The organism is Natrinema sp. 1APR25-10V2 (assembly GCF_031626495.1).
Taxonomy (GTDB): Archaea; Halobacteriota; Halobacteria; order Halobacteriales; family Natrialbaceae; genus Natrinema.
The window spans coordinates 195,769-213,355 of record NZ_JAMQOJ010000004.1; the positions used below are offsets into that span (position 1 = coordinate 195,769).

At 66.9% G+C, this 17,587-nt stretch carries 17 protein-coding genes; 11 read left to right on the plus strand and 6 right to left on the minus strand.

The window, feature by feature from the left end; all coding sequences use genetic code 11:
• Nucleotides 1-98 precede the first annotated feature (98 nt).
• Entirely contained in the window at nt 99-1,139 is a 1,041-nt protein-coding gene (locus tag NDO75_RS13980; protein ID WP_310907077.1) for a YkgJ family cysteine cluster protein, read from the plus strand.
• Nucleotides 1,140-1,281: 142 nt separating this feature from the next.
• On the opposite strand, the gene NDO75_RS13985 is transcribed toward NDO75_RS13980, so the two are convergent.
• Nucleotides 1,282-1,455, minus strand: a complete 174-nt coding sequence (locus NDO75_RS13985) for a DUF5786 family protein (protein WP_310907079.1) — start codon at nt 1,453-1,455, stop codon at nt 1,282-1,284.
• Between the two features lie 118 nt (nt 1,456-1,573).
• On the opposite strand from NDO75_RS13985, the gene NDO75_RS13990 reads away from it, so the two are divergent.
• Both NDO75_RS13990 and NDO75_RS13995 read left to right on the plus strand, forming a co-directional pair.
• Nucleotides 1,574-2,581 (plus strand): DUF5784 family protein, encoded by a 1,008-nt coding sequence (locus NDO75_RS13990; RefSeq protein WP_310907081.1) that lies wholly within the window; start codon nt 1,574-1,576, stop codon nt 2,579-2,581.
• Nucleotides 2,582-2,687: 106 nt separating this feature from the next.
• Nucleotides 2,688-3,749, plus strand: coding sequence for a zinc-dependent alcohol dehydrogenase family protein (locus NDO75_RS13995; RefSeq protein WP_310907082.1), 1,062 nt, complete (start codon nt 2,688-2,690; stop codon nt 3,747-3,749).
• Nucleotides 3,750-4,032: 283 nt separating this feature from the next.
• On the opposite strand, the gene NDO75_RS14000 is transcribed toward NDO75_RS13995, so the two are convergent.
• Complete coding sequence (locus NDO75_RS14000) at nt 4,033-4,320, minus strand: DUF2795 domain-containing protein (RefSeq protein WP_310907083.1); 288 nt, start codon at nt 4,318-4,320, stop codon at nt 4,033-4,035.
• Nucleotides 4,321-4,479: 159 nt separating this feature from the next.
• Here NDO75_RS14000 and NDO75_RS14005 point away from each other — a divergent pair, with 159 nt between their 5' ends.
• Both NDO75_RS14005 and NDO75_RS14010 read left to right on the plus strand, forming a co-directional pair.
• Nucleotides 4,480-5,328: a PHP domain-containing protein gene (locus tag NDO75_RS14005; RefSeq protein ID WP_310907084.1), complete on the plus strand. Its 849-nt coding sequence runs from the start codon at nt 4,480-4,482 to the stop codon at nt 5,326-5,328.
• Between the two features lie 161 nt (nt 5,329-5,489).
• Nucleotides 5,490-5,654 carry a DUF6757 family protein gene (locus NDO75_RS14010; protein WP_006110911.1) on the plus strand — a complete coding sequence of 55 codons (165 nt, stop codon included), beginning with the start codon at nt 5,490-5,492 and terminating at the stop codon, nt 5,652-5,654.
• A 2-nt stretch (nt 5,655-5,656) separates the two neighbouring features.
• On the opposite strand, the gene NDO75_RS14015 is transcribed toward NDO75_RS14010, so the two are convergent.
• Nucleotides 5,657-5,980, minus strand: a complete 324-nt coding sequence (locus tag NDO75_RS14015; protein WP_310907086.1) for a ferredoxin family protein — start codon at nt 5,978-5,980, stop codon at nt 5,657-5,659.
• 142 nt (nt 5,981-6,122) lie between these two features.
• Here NDO75_RS14015 and NDO75_RS14020 point away from each other — a divergent pair, with 142 nt between their 5' ends.
• Nucleotides 6,123-8,543 (plus strand): DUF5059 domain-containing protein, encoded by a 2,421-nt coding sequence (locus tag NDO75_RS14020; RefSeq protein WP_345784905.1) that lies wholly within the window; start codon nt 6,123-6,125, stop codon nt 8,541-8,543.
• A gap of 56 nt (nt 8,544-8,599) precedes the next feature.
• Here NDO75_RS14020 and NDO75_RS14025 read toward each other — a convergent pair whose 3' ends face one another.
• A complete protein-coding gene (locus NDO75_RS14025) occupies nt 8,600-9,388 on the minus strand; it encodes a helix-turn-helix domain-containing protein (protein ID WP_310907090.1) in 789 nt (262 codons plus the stop codon).
• An 82-nt stretch (nt 9,389-9,470) separates the two neighbouring features.
• Nucleotides 9,471-9,620: a hypothetical protein gene (locus NDO75_RS14030; RefSeq protein ID WP_310907091.1), complete on the minus strand. Its 150-nt coding sequence runs from the start codon at nt 9,618-9,620 to the stop codon at nt 9,471-9,473.
• A gap of 204 nt (nt 9,621-9,824) precedes the next feature.
• On the opposite strand from NDO75_RS14030, the gene NDO75_RS14035 reads away from it, so the two are divergent.
• From NDO75_RS14035 to NDO75_RS14050, 4 genes are all read left to right on the plus strand, one after another.
• Nucleotides 9,825-11,444 carry a succinic semialdehyde dehydrogenase gene (locus NDO75_RS14035; RefSeq protein ID WP_310907093.1) on the plus strand — a complete coding sequence of 540 codons (1,620 nt, stop codon included), beginning with the start codon at nt 9,825-9,827 and terminating at the stop codon, nt 11,442-11,444.
• 52 nt (nt 11,445-11,496) lie between these two features.
• Nucleotides 11,497-12,531 (plus strand): porphobilinogen synthase, encoded by a 1,035-nt coding sequence (gene hemB, locus NDO75_RS14040; RefSeq protein WP_310907094.1) that lies wholly within the window; start codon nt 11,497-11,499, stop codon nt 12,529-12,531.
• Between the two features lie 508 nt (nt 12,532-13,039).
• Nucleotides 13,040-14,722, plus strand: a complete 1,683-nt coding sequence (locus tag NDO75_RS14045; RefSeq protein ID WP_310907532.1) for an ammonium transporter — start codon at nt 13,040-13,042, stop codon at nt 14,720-14,722.
• Between the two features lie 265 nt (nt 14,723-14,987).
• Nucleotides 14,988-16,334: a glutamate-1-semialdehyde 2,1-aminomutase gene (locus NDO75_RS14050; protein WP_310907095.1), complete on the plus strand. Its 1,347-nt coding sequence runs from the start codon at nt 14,988-14,990 to the stop codon at nt 16,332-16,334.
• 13 nt (nt 16,335-16,347) lie between these two features.
• On the opposite strand, the gene NDO75_RS14055 is transcribed toward NDO75_RS14050, so the two are convergent.
• Entirely contained in the window at nt 16,348-17,007 is a 660-nt protein-coding gene (locus NDO75_RS14055; protein WP_310907097.1) for a HAMP domain-containing sensor histidine kinase, read from the minus strand.
• Nucleotides 17,008-17,120: 113 nt separating this feature from the next.
• Between NDO75_RS14055 and NDO75_RS14060 the strand changes: the two genes are divergently transcribed.
• The gene (locus NDO75_RS14060) at nt 17,121-17,534 is read left to right on the plus strand and encodes a hypothetical protein (protein WP_310907098.1); all 414 of its coding nucleotides are present in this window, start codon (nt 17,121-17,123) and stop codon (nt 17,532-17,534) included.
• Nucleotides 17,535-17,587: the final 53 nt, after the last annotated feature.

The following is a 17,587-nucleotide window of genomic DNA, read 5'->3' on the forward strand; positions in this document are numbered from 1 at the left end:
CAGGGAGAAAATCGTTCGCCCGGCCGCCGCTCTGCGCGGGCGGCCGAACGGCGAGCGCCCGCACAGCGGTTATACCTGCCAGCGGTGTACCGCCGCGCATGGAGGTGAACTGCGAGGGCTGTGCTGGCTGTTGCATAGACTGGCGAGGGCTGCTCGAGGACGGAGCCGACGCCGGCGACGACAGCGACGAGGAGTCGGCGAGGCGACACCGGCGACGACGCGCTCCGTTCGGCAGCGACGAGAAAACGACGCCGTCGCGGGAACCCCTCGACGGCGACCCCAGTTTCGTCCCGCTGACCCGCGACGAAGTACGGGCGTTCCTCGAGGTCGGGGCGGGCGACGCGCTCACCCTGCGGTTCTGGCACGCCCGGGACGAAGGCGAGGAGCCACGGTCTTCGGGAGCCTCGAGCGGCGATTCGCCGCGAGGGAGCGAAGGCGTCGAGATCGACGGTCACAGCGTCGCCGCCGTCGCGGGTCGGCCGGCGTTCTTCGTCGGCCTGCGGAAGCCGCCGAAGCCGGTCGCCCCCTTCGGCCGCGAGGAGCCGACGTGGCTCCCGACCTGTGTCTTTCTCGACCCGACGACGCTGCAGTGTCGGATCCACGACGACGACCTGTATCCCGACGAATGCAGCGCATACCCGGAATACAACCTCGCACTCGAGCAGGAGACCGAGTGCGAGCGCGTCGAAGACGCCTTCGGCGGCGACCGGCTGCTCGAGGCCGGACACGGCGATCCCGACGGGCTGTTACTCGGCTCACAGGCGATCGGCGCGAAACTGTTCTGTCATCCACGGCCGGCCGATCTCGAAGGGGTCGTCGAACGGGCCGCAGCGGGCGAACTGTCGAAACGGGACCGCGCAGAGCCCGTAGCGGTGGCCGCGGCCTCGAGCCCCGGCACGCTCGCGATCTCAGAACACCACTACGAGCGAGCGAAAGAGCGGCTGCTCGAGGGAGGAGGGGACGACGGCGGGGACGAATCAACGGCGATGGACGACGAGTCCTGGGTTGGGCCGGCGATCCGCGACTGGCAACGGCGCTGCCGGGAGGCCGGCGAGGAGATTCCCGCGCCGGAGGTCGCCGACGCCGTCGAGGTCGACCGCGGTGCACCCGAAACGCCGGGCTGGGATGGCTTCGAGTAACCCGGCAGTGCGCAACCCGACAGCGGCGCTGTCCAACCACAGGGAGCGAGCCGGGACGACGGTCGAACGGCCCGTTCGTCCTCCGGCCGCGCCGCTCGAGGGCGTTCCGGTTGTCGGAGAGGAACGGACGCCGAGCGGATCGTCACTCGGACTTGATCTGTTCGAACTGGTCCAGGAGGTCCTCCGCGGAGTCGCCGGAGTCGTACTCGACCTCCCCGTGATAGATCGTCCGCTCGTCGTCGAAATCCGTGTCGACCGTTGAGGCTTGTTGTTCACGGCGCTCGTGCTCATCCTCGTCATAGGCACCCATTGACATGGTAACTATACGCAAGATAGGGGACTGTCGATTATTAATGTAACGGTCCCTCATACCCCGGTTCCGGTCGGCCGCGAATCGCGTAAGACGTATGCACCCGCGCGCTCTAAGAGGAACCGTGGCACGGCCGCTTCGCTTTCGATACTCGCCCCAGTCCTGGAGCGATGGGCGAGTTCACAACGATATTCTCCAGCCCTTGCAGTCCAATATCGGGGCTCGCGCCGTCACGCCGTGGTTCAAGATCGGCGGGAACTGGCGATCACACCGGTTCGAAATGGACAACGGCGACGTCGCTCTCTTTGCGCGCACCGACGACGAGGCGTACTGGATGGGGAACACGGAAACGCCCTCCGCGCTGTGGAAGACCGACAAGTTCGGTTGGCGGGAGGTCCCCCACCACGTCTCGCGGTGGGCCAAACGGGAACTGACCGCGACGCTTCACGAGGAGGATGCCTGGCTCGCCGACTATCCGCACCTCTCGTGGTTCTTTCTGCCGGTGTTCATGTCCAAAGACGGGCGCGACTCCACCCGCTCGTTCTTCCGCGACCACGCCGCCGGCTTCCCCGACGCGAGCCGCGACGAGGCGACGCGCTTCTTCGAGGAGTTCCTCGCGACCGGCGTCTTAGACGAGTACCGACACGTCATGTCGGGTAAACTCGGCACCAGCAACCACGTCGACCGCGTCCGGATGAGCGCCGCGATGGCCGAGTTCATCGCCGCGAAGATCCTCACGGACGCGGGCTACGACGTGGTGCCCGAAATCGAGGTGACGACCGGGCACTCGCTGGATTTCCGAGCCGAAGCCGACGACACCAACGTCCTCGTCGAGGTCACTCGCCCGCAACCGCCCCAGAACCGCGCCGCGTCCAGCCCCGTGGCCGCCGTCCGCGACACCGCCGAGACCAAGACCAACGGCCAGCTGGCCGCACACGGCGGCGGCGCGACCCTGTTCGTCGACTGCTCGAGCTTCCGAGACGACGCCTGGGCGGCCGTCCGCGGCGAACAGCCGGACGTGCGCCACCGACCCGCCGTCGTGTATCGCGCCCGGCCGGACGGCCACGTCGAAGGCTACCGGAAAGGCGGGGTCCCCCTCGAGTTCGGCGATGCGATCGAATTTCTGGACTGATCGGCCAGACCGACAGTCGATAGCCGACGCCGCTCGACGAGACGGACCTATCAGCCGCTGAGAACGGGTCGCACGTATATGTAGGTCGATACCGAGAGCCATACGCATGCGCGCAGCTGTCCTCGAAGAACACGGAGAACCGCTATCGATCGAAGACGTCGACGCGCCGGAGCCGGCGCCGGACGGGGCCGTCGTCGAGCTCGAAGCGTGCGGCGTCTGTCGGAGCGACTGGCACGGCTGGCAGGGCGACTGGGGGTGGCTCGGCCTCGAGACCCAGCCGGGACAGATCCTCGGCCACGAGCCGGCCGGCCACGTCGTCGCCGTCGGCGACGAAGTCGAGAACGTCGCGGAGGGCGACCACGTGGCAGTTCCGTTCAACCTCGGCGACGGGACCTGTCCGCGGTGCCAGCGCGGCCACTCGAACATCTGTGAAAACGTGATGCCGCTCGGATTCATCGAGCAAGCGCAGGGCGCGTTCGCCGAACAGGTCCACGTCCCCGTTGCCGACCACAACCTCGTGGAACTCCCCGACGGCGTCTCGTCGGTCGACATGGCCGGCCTCGGCTGTCGGTTCATGACCTCGTTCCACGCGCTGGCCCACCGCGCGGACGTCGGCGCGGGCGACTGGGTATCGGTCCACGGCTGCGGCGGCGTCGGCCTCTCGGCGGTCCACATCGCCGACGCGCTCGGCGCCAACGTCATCGCCGTCGACCTCAAGGACGAGAAACTCGAGAAAGCCGAGTCCCTCGGCGCCGTCGAGACGATCAACGCGGAAGACGTCGGCGACGTCCCCGGCGAAGTCTCGGCGATCACCGACGGCGGCGCTCACGTCTCGATGGACGCCCTGGGCATCGCGACGACCAGCCAGAACTCCGTCTCGAGTCTCGACGCCCGCGGCCAGCACATCCAGGTCGGCCTCACGACCCAGGACGAACAGGGGATGATCTCCCTCCCGTCCGACGCGATGGTCATGCAAGAGATTGAGTTCATCGGCTCGCTGGGGATGCCGCCGACCCGCTACGACGAGATCTTCCGCATGGTCTCGACGGGGAAACTCGAGCCCGAGAAGGTGGTCTCCGAGACGATCGGTCTCGAGGACGTCAGCGACAAACTCGACGCAATGACGGACTTCGAGACGGTCGGCATTCCGGTCATCGACACCTTCTAACCAAACTTTTGCGCTGCGGGTGCGCCGAAGGCGCACCCTCGGCAAAACTTTGATGAAAAGCACGGCGTCACCCCCTCAGCTGCGCCGCTGGCGCGGCTTCGAGGGTTCCTTGGCCCGCTCGCTCCCTGCGGTCGCTCGCGGATACCAACAGTTGACACCTCCGCCTGTGGAAAATACAAGTGGCAGTACCGAGTGCGAGCGAAGCGAGCGCTCGGCTTTTTCATCGAAGTTTTTGCGCCGAGCGGTTCGCCGCAGGCGAACCCGAGGCGTAAAAAGTTCGGTTCTAGAAGGAAACTGCGTCGGGCGAGTACGGGCTCCCGACCGGGGTCGGGTCGCGGTCGCTGTAACCGACGCGGCCGACGGCCTTGTCGCTGACTGCGGAGTAGACGGCGAAACGCGCGTCTTCCGGATTTTCGAAGGTTTCGGACTCGAGGCGGGCGAGTACATCGCCGACCGTTTCGCTTCCGTTGGGAAGTTCGAGGGTGCGGTCCCCGTACTCCTCGATCAATTCCTCGGTCGTCGCGGGGTACTCGTGGTCGTCGATGACCTCGCCGGTGCCATTGAGCAGCATTACACCCGAACCTCCGTGAACGATAATTATAAACATTGTCCATCTATGTTTCCTAGTCACACTGTACACCTAAAGGTACTAGAATCACCCTAGAGATTCCGGGAAATCGGGTGCAGGGGCGGAGAAACGCCTTTAGGACCGGGGCCGTTCGGGTACGGTATGCCATATGCGGATTTACACGTCCACACGACGCGCTCGGACGGGAGCCTCACACTCGAGGCGGTCCCCGAGGTCGCGCGCCGCGACGGCGTGGAACTCGTCGCGGTGACGGACCACGACCGGGTCCAGCCGTTCGACGGGCCGGTCGTCGAGCGCGACGGCGTGACGCTGCTCCACGGAATCGAGCTGCGGGTCGGGACGGAGAGTGGTGAGCCGAGCAACGCGAGGCGATCCTCGCCGGATCTCGGATCCGGCGGCGGTCAGCGAATCGACCTGCTGGGGTACGGCCTCGAGCCGAGCGCGGAACTCGAGACCATCCTCGAGCGGATTCAGGAGAACCGCATCGAGCGCGGGCAGGCGATCGTCGACTGCGTCGAATCGCGCCTGGGGATCGATCTGGACGTGACGGTCGACGGCGGGTTCGGGCGGCCCCACATCGCGCGGGCGATCGAGGCCCATCCCGACGCGGAGTACGACTATCAGGCTGCGTTCGATCACCTCATCGGCTCCGACTGCCCGTGTTACGTACCACGAGAGGTACCGTCGTTCGAGCGAGGTCACGCGGCGCTCGCCGAATCCTGCCAACTCGTCTCGCTGGCCCACCCCTTACGGTACCGCGACCCAGAGAGCGCGCTCGCGCTGGCGGCCGACCTCGACGCCGTCGAACTGCGGTACCCCTACGGTCGCGAGGTCGACAGCGAGCCGGTCGAGCGGACGATCGAGCGCCACGACCTGCTCGCGACCGGCGGCAGCGACGCTCACGACGAGCGGCTCGGCGTCGACGGGCTCTCCCGTCGGGCCTACGAGCGCCTCGACCTTCCGACGGAGTCGGCCCGTAGTGACAACTGAAACGGGTATACACCGATCGGACAGTCCGCGGCTCTCGCTCTCGCTGCTCGCTCCGAACTGTGCGTCCGCCCTGCGATCGAGTGTGCAGTGACGTTCTGTGGCGACCATAACCGTTCGCCGATAGCGGAGGGTTCAATGCATTCTGGTTCCTACGGCTGCGTATGAACTGTCACTACTGTGACCGCGAGGCCGCCTTCGCCGCGGAGTCAGACGGACTCAAAGTCGGCCTCTGCGAGGAACACTTCCGCGAACGATTACAGGAGCTCGCGGAAGCCGACGGCCTCGAGAACCTGAAGGAGAAAGTCGACGTCGACCGCGCCGAGTAATTTTACGCCGTTCGTCCGGCGTCGACGTCGATTGCGTCGACGGGACAAACGTCGACGCAGAGCATACAATCGATACACTGCGCTTCGTTCGCGGGATCCGCTTTCTCTTCGCTCTCCGGATGGCCCGGCGTGTCGACCCACTCGAAGACGTCGACCGGGCAGTCCTCGAGGCAGGCCCCGTCCGCGATACAGAGGTCGAAATCGACCGCGACGTGGGTGCCGTGGATCCCGAGTTCCTCGGGCTCGTCGACGGGACCCCAGACGACGTGTCCCTCGTGTTCGTCGACCTGTTCGCGGTTCTCGTGGAACTGTGGGTCTATGGCCATTGCTAACAGATCAAACGAGGGACGTTTACTTAAAAGTACGTCTTCGCTACAGTCCGCGCGATGACGATTTCGATATCGATACACACGTTTTAGGCTCGCCGAAAAAATCGACACTCTCATATGTCATTAGGCGAGCCTAAAAATGATGCGAACGCGACGTGAGTGGTTGAAAGGAAGCGGTGCAACGGTCCTCTCGCTCGGTCTCGCCGGGTGTGCCAGCCCGTTCGGAGGGGAGCAGTCGGCGGAAAATAGTGAGACGACGAAGCCGGCAGCGCTCGGCGTCGCCGCCGAATGGAACGCGATCCGGGCCCGTGTCTGGGACGCGTTCGCGCTCGGCCGCGGCGGCCACGCCGACGCCGGCGCAACTGTTGCACAGAACGTCTTCGAACGGTTCGAGAACGCGTCGGGAGCGAACAACGCCCACGAGACGTTAGCGGAGACGGGCGAGGACAACTACGCCGAGTTCGAGGAGGCCCTCGGCGAACTCCGAACGGCCGGCCTCGAGGAGGGCGACCTCGAGCGCGCCCGCGAAGAGGCGGTGATCGCGAGCGGCCGGCTCCGAGCGGCCCAGCGGGCGCTCGCCGGCGACGATGTGGCGCAGGCGATGGACCTCCAGTTGGTCGCCGACACGCTCCGGAACGCCGTCGTACTCGCTTCGGCTGGCTCGTTCGATGCCGCCGCGACGGTCGCCTCGGTGACGGGAACCCGATTCGAAGAATCGAACGTCTACGAGACGCTCGAGGGAGCAGACGGCGACGCGGCCGGGCGACTCGCGGCCGCGATCGACGGCGTCGTCAGTGCGGCGGAAGGCGAGGACGCCGAGGCGGTGCGCTCGAGCGCGAGCGACGGACTCGCGGCCGCGCTCGACGGCTCGTACGCGATCGCGCCGTCGGAGGCGGCCGCGGGTGCGGGCCACGTCGCGACGTTCCAGGCGCAGGGTTGGGACGCCGCGGCCCTCGCGAGCCTGGGCGGGCCGTCGACGGCGTTCGCCCACGCGGCCGCGCTGACCGTCTACCGACTGCGCGTGCGAGACGCCGCGTGGCTCTACGAGCGCGGACGGGTGGCCGCGGCCAAGCGGATCGTCGAAAACGTATTCGCCCACTTCGAGGGGGCCCGCGCACACGAGGCGCTCGAAGAGGCCAGCGAGGACGCCTACCAGGAGTTCGAACACGACGGGCTGGAAGCGCTTTCGACGGCCATCGAGAACGACGACGCGGAGGGCGTCGGCAGTGCGGTCGAGACGATCGACGACGCGCTCGTCACCGGGATCGAGACACTTGGCACCGGCGTCGAACCCGCGCTGCTCGAGGCAGGCTACGTCAAAGCGCGCATCGAGGACGCCTACGAGCGCTACCGGCTCGGCGAGAACGCGGTCGCCGCCGAGACCGCCCGCGGGCTGTTCGAGACCTTCGAGGCCAACGAGGCCGATTTCCACGAGACGCTCGAAGAGACCAGCGAATCGCTCTACCACGCCTTCGAGGAAGAACACCTGAATGGCCTCATCGGGGCCTTCGAGAACGACGACGCGACGAGCGTCGACGAGCACGTCGCAGGGATCCGCGAAACGTTACTCGAGTTCGAGACGACCGCGGGCACGACGGCGCAGGTCAGCGCCGTCGAGAGCGGCTACATGGCCGCGCAGGTGTTCGATGCTGGCGTCCTCGCCGTCCTCGGCGAGACCGGACGCGCCGAAGCCGTCGTCCAGGCGGCGTTCCAGCACTTCGAGGGCGGCGCGGGCGGCTTCCACGAGGCGCTGGAGGAAGCCGATCACGACCGCTACGAGTCCTTCGAGGGCGCGCTCGAAGCGGCGGGCAGCGCCGCGGGGCGCGGCGGCGACGTTGCGTCGGCGAGCCGCGAGTTCAACGCGGAGGCGATCGAGGCGATATATGCCGTGGTCGCTGCGGCGGGTGGCTCGTTCAACGGTGCAGCGACGGCGATCGGCCAGGACACGTTCGCGCGGTTCGAGGAGGCGCGCGTCCACGAACTGCTCGAGGACGCCGACCACGAGGCCTACGAGGGGTTCGAGGCGGCCCTGAACGACTACATCGGCGCGCTCGAGGCGGGATCGGGCGTGAGCGGGGCCGCCGAGACGTTCGCGACGGCGGCGCTACGGGCACAGTTCGCGGTCGCCGGCGCGCCGGACGCCGCACCCGTCGGCGACACCGATTCCGGCGAGGGCGAGAACGAGCCCGACCTGGCCGGCGGTCCGAACGTCGTCGGGGGCGTTCCCGACGACGCCGACCACGTCGTCGACATGACGGCGGTAGCGTTCGAGCCGGCCGAACTCACCGTCGAAGCGGGCGACACCGTCGCCTGGAAACACGCGGGTGGCGAGCCCCACTCGGTGACGGCGTACGAGGACGAGATTCCGGGCGGTGCCGCGTACTGGGCTTCGGGCGGCTTCGAGAGCGAGTCGGCCGCTCGCGAGGGCTGGGAGAACGGGACCGGTGCGATCCAGTCGGGCCAGTCGTACGTCCACACCTTCGAGACGATCGGTGAACACGGGTACGTCTGTATCCCCCACGAGAACGCCGGCATGGTCGGCACGATCGTCGTGGAGTAGCGGCCTCGAGCGGTCGTCGCCATCGCACGAAACGGGTGGCGATCGCTCGCCCGGAGTCAGCCGTCCTCGTCGCGGTCGGTGAGGCGGTTGTCGAGCAGTTCGCGCATCCAGACGGCGAAGCCGTGATCGCGGCCGTAGGTCCAGACGGCCATCTCGTTGACCACGTCGGGCAGATCGCTCTCCTTGATGCCGGCCGCGACGATGGATCGTTTGTCCACTAGGAGCAACTGGGCCGGCCACTCGTCGTAGACGTCGTTCGTCTCCTCGAGGTCCGACGCGACCGCGATCTCCGCGCTCGGGGCCGCGTTCGCGAACTCCACGCGGGCGTCCGCTGTCGGCACTTCGACGTAGACGCTGGCGCCGCGGTCCGCGGCTGACTCGAGCGCCACGAGAATCTCTCGATCCGCAACCTCGGGAGCCGGGACGAGGTAGTGGACGGTGTCTTCGGCTTCCTCGAGGAAGGTGACGACGCGCTCGGTGACGTGTTCGCGCTGTGTGATCGCCCACATCCCCTCGTCGTCCGGCGAGTCGGGCTCCTCGAGCTGACCGAGGGCGTTCTCGGCGGCGTTGATCCGGGAGTCGTAGTCCTCACGGATCCGCCGACACGCCGTGTCGACCGGGACGGCCTTGTACTCGCGGGGCTCGGTCTGCTGGACGCTGACCAGTCCCTTTCGATCGAGTCGCTCGATGGTGTCGTACACTCGCGAGCGAGGGATGTCCGCGACCTGGCTGATCTCCTTGGCAGTCCCCTTCGAAATGCGCGTGAGCGCGACGAAACACCGAGCCTCGTACTCCGTCAGTCCCAGTTCCTCGAGCGCCCCGACCGCTTCCTCGGCGTCGGACATAGCGGCCGTACGATCAAGAGTCGGGAAGGACTGAGGCCTTCTGGCGCCACGCCGTTATAAGACGGGCGCTATCGGCGGTCGATCACTCGAACGGCCGAAACGAGGTTCCACCGCAGGGACAGCCGTCGGCGCTCCCGATCGGCCGGGTCCCGCTCGAGGAGATCCAGACCGCCAGCGCTCTGCCGCAGTCCGTACACCGCGCTGCGCCCTTCTGTCGTGACTGTGCTGCCATCGGTCGATATCCGCCAGCAGCGCGTATAAACTGGTCGTGAGTGATCCCGGAGTACACGACCGCATACTTCAGTTGTAACAATAGCCAAGCCGCCCCGATCAGGCACCGTTGCGAGCGGGAGAGACGATTCGACTGCCGAACCGCTCGAGGGTCCCTCCGCGAGGCAAAGGCGTATGGGCGCAGGTGCAGACGGTGTGAGTACTCATGGCACTCGAGACGGAGACACGGACGAACGCCCTCGCAGCGACGGACGTGTCCGCGGGGCGACTCACGGCGCTGGCCGATCGGGTCGGCTGCGACGGCACGGAAACGATAGACGTGCGAGCGCCGGCGACGGATACCTCGATCGGGGAGGTGCCGGACTGCGGCGAGACCGACGTCGAGCGGGCCGTCGACCGGGCTCGAGAGGCGCAATCGTCGTGGGCCGAAACGCCGGTCGACGAGCGCCGCGAGATCCTCGATCGATTCGGCGACCTCGTCCTGCAACACCGGGCGGAGCTGCTCGATATCCTGCAACTCGAGACGGGCAAGTCCCGCCGCCACGCCGTCGAGGAGGTCCTCGACGTCGCGATGACCTGTTCGTACTACGCCGATCGCGGCGATTCGGCGCTCGGGGAGGATCGCCGGCAGGGCGTCTTTCCGCTCGCGACGACCGCCCGCGTGACCTACGAGCCGGTCGGCGTCGTCGGTGCGATCTCGCCGTGGAACTACCCGCTCACGCTCTCGCTGACCGACGTGCTGCCCGCGCTGATCGCGGGCAACGCCGTCGTGCTCAAACCCGACGAGAAGACGCCGTACACCGCGCTCGCGCTGGCGGACCTGCTCGAGCGCGCCGGTCTTCCGGAGGGCTGTTTCGAGATCGTCACCGGGCGCGGCGCGACCGTCGGCCCGGCGCTGATCGACCGCGTCGACTACGTCTCTTTCACCGGGAGCACCGAGACGGGCCGGCTCGTCGCCGAACAGGCGGGCCGCAACCTGATCGACTGCTCGCTCGAGCTCGGCGGGAAGAACCCGCTGATCGTCCTCGACGACGCCGATATCGAGGAGGCCGCCCGCGGTGCGGTCCAGGCCTGTTTCGCGAACGCCGGCCAGCTGTGTCTCGCCGCCGAGCGCATCTACGTCGCCGACTCGATCGCCGATGAGTTCCGCGAAGCCTTCGTCGATGCAACGAAGGAGCTCACCCTCGGGACGGGCTTCGACTTCGAGGACGACGTGGGATCGCTGATCGACGGCGACCAACTCGAGCGCGTCGAGGCTCACGTCGAGGACGCGCGCGAGCGGGGGGCGACGGTGCTAACGGGCGGCGAGCGCCGACCCGACGTGGGGCCGTTCTGTTACGAACCGACGATCCTGACGGACCTCGAGCCCGAGGCGACGGCCGCCTGCGAGGAGACCTTCGGCCCGGTGGTCGCGGTCGAGTCGGTCCCGAACGTCGCGACGGCGATTCGGAAGGCCAACGACTCCGAGTACGGGCTGAACGCGAGCGTCTGGACCGGGAACCGAAAACGGGGCGTCGCCGTCGCCCGCGAAATCGACTGCGGCACCGTCTGCGTCAACGACGCCTACATCTCCGGCTGGGCGGCCGTCGACGCGCCGATGGGGGGCTTCGGCGACTCCGGACTCGGCCGCCGCCACGGACCCGAAGGGATCAGGCGCTACCTCGAGTCCCGAACGGTCGCGACCTCTCGGATCGGCCCGCTGGATGCCCCGCCGGGCGTGCCGACCGCGTGGTACGCCCGCGGAATGTTCGCGCTGACGCGTCTGCAGCGACGATTGCCGACCGTCGCGAGCGTCAAGCGGCGGCTCCGGGACGCTGGGCTCTGACGGATCGCTTCCGGAGCGAGTCGCTTTTGCGGCTCCCGTCGAATACCAGCGTATGGATCTCACACATCGCCCCCGGCGGCTCCGCCAGGACCGGGTCCGCGGGCTCGTCAGCGAGACGAGCCTCGAGCCCGCCGATCTCATCGCTCCGGTGTTCGTCGACGCGACAGCCGACGAGCGGGTGCCGATCGAGTCGATGCCCGGCCACGAACGGGTGCCGATCGAGGAGTCCGTCGCCCGCGTCGAGGAAGTCCTCGAGACGGGCGTCGAGGCGGTCATGCTGTTTGGGATTCCGGAGTCGAAGGATCCCGAGGGAAGCCGCGCCTGGGCCGAAGACGGCGTCATTCAGGAGGCTCTCCGACGAATCACGAGCGAGACCGACGCCTACGTCGTCACCGACGTCTGCCTCTGTGAGTACACCGACCACGGCCACTGCGGCCCGCTCGAGGAGGAACTACGGACCGACAGCAGCGTCGTCGAGGCGGACGGGCCGGCCTGCGAACCGACGATGACCGTCGACAACGACGCGGCGCTCGAAGCGCTGGAGAAGATCGTCACCTCCCACGCCCGTGCGGGCGCGGACATGATCGCGCCGAGCGGGATGATGGACGGGATGGTCGGCGTCATCCGGTCGGCGTTGGACCGCGACGGGTTCGAACACGTTCCGATCATGAGTTACGCGGTCAAGTACCAGAGCGCCTTCTACGGCCCGTTCCGGGACGCCGCCGACGGCGCGCCCGCGTTCGGCAACCGGCGACACTATCAGATGGATCCCGCGAACGCCCGCGAAGCACTTCGGGAGGCCCGTCTCGACGCCGAGCAAGGTGCAGACGTGATGATGGTCAAACCCGCCCTGCCGTATCTGGACATCGTCAGCGCCGTCCGCCGGGAGTTCGACCACCCCGTCGCCGCCTACAACGTCTCCGGCGAGTACGCCATGCTCCACGCCGCCGCCGAGAAGGGATGGCTCGAACTGGAGGACGTGGCGCTCGAGTCGCTGCTCTCGATCAAACGTGCGGGTGCAGACCTCATTCTGACGTACTTCGCGGAGGATGTCGCAGAGCGACTCGCCGCGGACCGACGCCGATAGACGGCAGCCACTGTTTCTCGGGACTACTGACGGTGCTCCGAGGCATCGGCCACTGCCGATGCAGTCGCCAGTGCGGACGAGGTAGCTCGATCGCTTTCGGCAGCATTCGGACGAACGTCCATCCGCCCGCGTCTGTACCACAACGACTGGCAACATCTGCCGCGCGCGAGCGATATCGGGCCTTCGACGGCACCATTTCGGCACTGTACGGTGGTATATTCGAAGCGCTCCGGTTTTTCCAGCTTTACAAAGAGAGAATATATAACCACGGCTCGAAAAATCCGTAAGATCGTATTGCCTTATACACATTAGTTCCCCTCTAGATTTGCTCGGTTGTTCCTATTACCTGGACTATTTTAGACGATCGTCAACGCTAACCCTTATATGAAGCTAGTCCATCGGGTTCAGACGTGATTCAGAAGACAACCATGAGCTCGAACGGTTCAGACGTGGACAAACGTCTACAACAAACGGATGGCGGTAGAAACGGTATGGGGGTGGGCGAATGATGGAACCGACGCTGTTGCAGACGATGTCGGATCTGGAGGTCCTCGCAGAGGGAATTAACCTCGTGTGGGTGCTGATGGTGACGTTCCTGATCTTCTTCATGCACGCCGGCTTCGCCATGCTCGAGGCGGGACAGGTGCGCTCGAAGAACGTGGCGAACCAGCTGACGAAGAACCTGCTGACCTGGTCGGTCGGTGTGACGGTGTTCTTCCTCATCGGCGTGGGCGTCGATGGGCTCGTCGCCGGTAGCGGGTTCGCACCCGGATTCGATGTCGCGGAGGTCAACGAATGGACCGGCTGGCTGTTCGGCGCCGTCTTCGCGATGACGGCCGCAACGATCGTCTCCGGGGCGGTGGCCGGCCGTGCGAAGCTTCGCGCGTACGTCACGTACACCTTCCTGCTGGCCGCGGTGATCTACCCCGTCGTCACCGGTCTCACGTGGTCGGGCGGACTGCTCTCGTACAACGGCGTGCTGTTCGACGACTTCGCCGGCGGGATGATCGTCCACGGGATGGGCGGCATCGCCGGACTCACCGCCGCCTGGATGCTCGGACCGCGCCTCGACCGCTACAACGAGGACGGCTCCGCGAACGTCATTCTGGGTCACTCGCTGACCTTCGCCGTGCTCGGGACGCTCATCCTCGCGTTCGGCTGGTACGGCTTCAACGTCGGCACCGCCGCGCAGGTCATCTCGGTTACTGAAGAAGGACTAGCGCTCGGTGACTTCGCCTACGTCGGTCGCGTCGCGATGACGACGACGGTTGCAATGGCCTGCGGTGCGATGGGTGCCGGGCTCGTCGCCTGGCTCAAAACTGGAAAAGTCGACACCCTGTACGTCGCGAACGGACTGCTGGCCGGCCTCGTCGGGATCACCGCGATTCCCCACGCGTCGACCTGGTGGGGGGCGTTTCTCGTCGGCGGACTCGCCGGTGCGCAGCTCCCCATCGTCTTCGACGTCGTCGAGAACTACCTGAAGATCGACGACGTCTGCGCGGTCTTCCCCGTCCACGGTTCGGCCGGCATCCTCGGAACGCTGCTGCTACCGGTCGTCGCCGCTCCCGAATATATGAGCGGAATCAGCGGTAGCCGCGTCGACGTATTCGTCGCGCAACTCCTCGGCGTCGTCGTCATCGCCGCCTGGACGATCGCCGCGACCGCCGTCGTCTGGGGTGCGCTCAAGGCGATCGGACAGGCCCGCGTCACGCCCGAACACGAGCGTGACGGTCTCGACGTCTCCGAACACGGCGTCGACACCTACCCCGAGTTCGGTCAGCCCGACGTCGCCACCGACGGTGGGTCCAGCGAGATCCTCCGCACGGACGGCGGTGCACCGAACGGCGGCGAGATCAAGATGGTCACCGCGATCGTGCGTCCCGACCGCCTCGGGGCGATCAAGCAGTCGCTGGCCGAAGCCGGCGCGCCGTCGCTGACCGTCACCAACGTTTCCGGCCGCGGCTCCCAGCCCGCGAAGAAGGGCCAGTGGCGCGGCGAGGAGTACACGGTCGACCTCCATCAGAAGGTCAAAATCGAGTGCGTCGTCGCGGACATCCCGGCCCAGGAAGTCGTCGACGCCATCCGCGAAGGCGCCGAGACCGGCGAGCCCGGCGACGGCAAGATCTTCGTCATGCCCGTCGAGGGCGCGACGCAGATCCGTACCGGTAAGACCGGACCCGACGCCGTCTGAGCGCGAGACGTAGTCGATTACCGGCGGCTCGAGGACGGGGCCGACGTGCAGCGCGCTCCGTCCGAAACGTCGATCGTCGTCCGCGTTGGCCGCAGCCGAGTCCGGCTCGGCCGTTTCTCGCCGTTTTCATCGCCTCGAGCGGCGGGGCTCGAGTCCCGCTGTCGACGTTCCGCCGGGGCTCGAGCCCGGACACGTTCGGCCGCCGGACGGCGGTTCGCGAACGGACCTCGGTACTACTTTGCCGTCCGAATCCCAAGCCCCGCGTATGACCGAGGATAACTCACGCGCGCTGTACGATCGGGCGCTGTCGGTGATGCCCGGCGGCGTCAACTCCGCGGTTCGCGCGGCGATCGAACCGTATCCGTTCTTCGTTCGCAAAGGCGAGGGCGGCCACGTCATCGACGCCGACGGCAACCGATACATCGACTGGGTGATGGGACTGGGGCCGCTGCTGCTGGGCCACGACCTCCCCGAACCCGTCCGGGCTGCCGTCCAGCAGAACGCGAGCGAGGGGCCGATGTACGGCACGCCGACGGAGGTCGAGGTCGACCTCGCGGAGTTCGTCGTCCGCCACGTTCCGAGCGTCGAGAAGATCCGCTTCGTCAACTCCGGGACGGAGGCGACCGTCTCCGCCGTGCGCCTCGCGCGGGGGTACACCGGCCGGAACAAGATCGTCGTCATGCAGGGCGGCTACCACGGCGCACAGGAGTCGACGCTGGTCGAGGGCGACGCGGAAAACCCGAAACCGTCCTCCGCGGGGGTCCCGCAGTCGTTCGCCGAGCACACCCTCCCGGTCCCGTTCAACGACGAGGACGCGATGCGCGAAGTCTTCGACGAACACGGAGACGACATCGCGGCCGTCCTCACAGAACCCATCCTGGGCAACTACGGCATCGTCCATCCCGAAGACGGGTACCACGAGTTCCTCCGCGAGATCACCGACGAGCACGGCTCGCTCCTGATCTTCGACGAGGTCATCACCGGCTTCCGCGTCGGCGGGCTGGGATGTGCGCAAAGCGAGTTCGGCGTCACGCCCGACCTGACGACCTTCGGCAAGATTATCGGCGGCGGCTTCCCCGTCGGCGCGATCGGCGGCCGCGCCGAGATCGTCGAGGGGTTTGCCCCCTCCGGCGACGTCTTTCAGGCCGGCACCTTCTCGGGCCACCCCGTCACGATGGCCGCCGGCCTCGAGACCCTGAAATTCGCCGCGGAAAACGACGTCTACGACCACGTCAACGGGCTGGGCGATCAGTTGCGGAGCGGGCTGACCGACATCGTCGCCGACCAGGCACCCAGCTACACCGTCACCGGCACCGACAGCATGTTCAAGGTAATCTTCACGCGGGACGGGCCAGGGCCGGACTCGCTCGAGGAGCAGTGCGAAGCGGGCTGCCGGCAGAACCCGACCTGCCCGCGCTACGACTACTGCCCGAAGAACGCCGCCGACGTGAAAAACGCCGAGACCGAGCGCTGGCGGCGCATCTTCTGGGGTCAGATGAAAGACCAGGACGTCTTCCTCTCGCAGAACCAGTTCGAGTGCCAGTTCGTCAGCTACGGCCACACCGAGGAAGACGTCGAGGAGACGCTCGAGGCGTACAAGGAAGCGCTGTAGACGACCCCGCGCGCTACATCACCAGGAGCGCGGTCGTCGGCGTTTTTTCGACCGGATCGTGGGATCGGGCACTCGAGGCCGCCGGGAGTTCGACCGCGAAGCGGCTGCCGGCAGGACCGGTCTCGACGAGTTCGACGGGCCCGCCGTAGCGGTCGACCAGTTGGCTAACAAGATAGAGTCCCAGCCCGTGGGTACTCCCGCGGCTTTCGGTCCGATCGAAGAGCGACTCGAGTTCCGAGTCGGGAATTCCGGGACCGTTGTCTGCGATTTCGAACCGGACGGTGTCGGGGCCCGGTTCGACCGTGACCTCGATGCGGGGCGTCTCGGCGTCGTTGTGTTCGACCGCGTTCGAGAGGAGATTACCGAACACGCGGGCGAGCAGGTCGTCGGCGCGAACGAAGACGTCGGGGATCGACGCCGCCACCTCGAGGGACTCCCGCCTGTTGGACAGTTTGTCGACTTCGTCGGCCAGCACGCGGGACGCGTCGACGGCCTCGGGCTGGTAGCTCCCTTCGGTCGTCCGCAACAGCACGCGGACGTCGTCGATCACCGTCGACATCGCCTCCGATTCGTCGATAACGATCTCGATCCAGCGACGGCTCCGTTCGTCCAGATCCGATTCCCGTTCGAGAACGCGAGACGCGTAGCCGTTGATGATCGTCGCGGTGTTCAACACTTCGTGGCGGAGGACGCTGTCGAGGTAATCGAGGTAGTCGCGCTGTTCCGCGGACGTGTTCCGATCGGAGGGCCGCTCGCTCGGCGGTCAGGGTGCGCTCGCGGCCTTCGATGCAGCCGACGAGCAGCCCGGTTCCGACGCCGAACGCCACGGCCCACCGGACCCGCGCCGCGACCAGGGCCCACGAGTCGATCGGAAAGACGGCCATGAGCGCGACGTTGACGCTCAGAAACGAGACGAGACCGCCTACCGACCACCACGCGATGCGCGGATATCGCGCCGGCGAGAGCGGGGACGAACGGAGCCAGCGGCCGGCGTACGTGATCCCGGCGAGAAAGGGAATCGTCGTAACGACACCGACCAGAAACTCGCCATCAGTCACGGCGGCCGAGACGATCGTCGCTCGGAGAACGATTTCGGCGAGCAACGCGAACGCCAGTCCCGCACTGAACAACGTCAAGTGCGTCGGCAGTCGCTCCGCGGCGGGCGTTTCGGCGTTCTCGACTCGCTGCATACCCCGTTAGTACCCATCGGCGCGGTTAGTCGTTCCGGCCATCTGTCCGCGAACGGTCCTAAA

Coding starts and splice junctions, on each gene's coding strand:
- NDO75_RS13980 (WP_310907077.1), top strand. CDS start 99: ATGGAGGTGAACTGCGAGGGCTGTGCTGGCTGTTGCATAGACTGGCGA.
- NDO75_RS13985 (WP_310907079.1), bottom strand. CDS start 1,455: ATGTCAATGGGTGCCTATGACGAGGATGAGCACGAGCGCCGTGAACAA.
- NDO75_RS13995 (WP_310907082.1), top strand. CDS start 2,688: ATGCGCGCAGCTGTCCTCGAAGAACACGGAGAACCGCTATCGATCGAA.
- NDO75_RS14000 (WP_310907083.1), bottom strand. CDS start 4,320: ATGCTGCTCAATGGCACCGGCGAGGTCATCGACGACCACGAGTACCCC.
- NDO75_RS14005 (WP_310907084.1), top strand. CDS start 4,480: ATGCCATATGCGGATTTACACGTCCACACGACGCGCTCGGACGGGAGC.
- NDO75_RS14010 (WP_006110911.1), top strand. CDS start 5,490: ATGAACTGTCACTACTGTGACCGCGAGGCCGCCTTCGCCGCGGAGTCA.
- NDO75_RS14015 (WP_310907086.1), bottom strand. CDS start 5,980: ATGGCCATAGACCCACAGTTCCACGAGAACCGCGAACAGGTCGACGAA.
- NDO75_RS14020 (WP_345784905.1), top strand. CDS start 6,123: ATGATGCGAACGCGACGTGAGTGGTTGAAAGGAAGCGGTGCAACGGTC.
- NDO75_RS14025 (WP_310907090.1), bottom strand. CDS start 9,388: ATGTCCGACGCCGAGGAAGCGGTCGGGGCGCTCGAGGAACTGGGACTG.
- NDO75_RS14030 (WP_310907091.1), bottom strand. CDS start 9,620: ATGGCAGCACAGTCACGACAGAAGGGCGCAGCGCGGTGTACGGACTGC.
- NDO75_RS14035 (WP_310907093.1), top strand. CDS start 9,825: ATGGCACTCGAGACGGAGACACGGACGAACGCCCTCGCAGCGACGGAC.
- hemB (WP_310907094.1), top strand. CDS start 11,497: ATGGATCTCACACATCGCCCCCGGCGGCTCCGCCAGGACCGGGTCCGC.
- NDO75_RS14045 (WP_310907532.1), top strand. CDS start 13,040: ATGGAACCGACGCTGTTGCAGACGATGTCGGATCTGGAGGTCCTCGCA.
- NDO75_RS14050 (WP_310907095.1), top strand. CDS start 14,988: ATGACCGAGGATAACTCACGCGCGCTGTACGATCGGGCGCTGTCGGTG.
- NDO75_RS14060 (WP_310907098.1), top strand. CDS start 17,121: ATGCAGCCGACGAGCAGCCCGGTTCCGACGCCGAACGCCACGGCCCAC.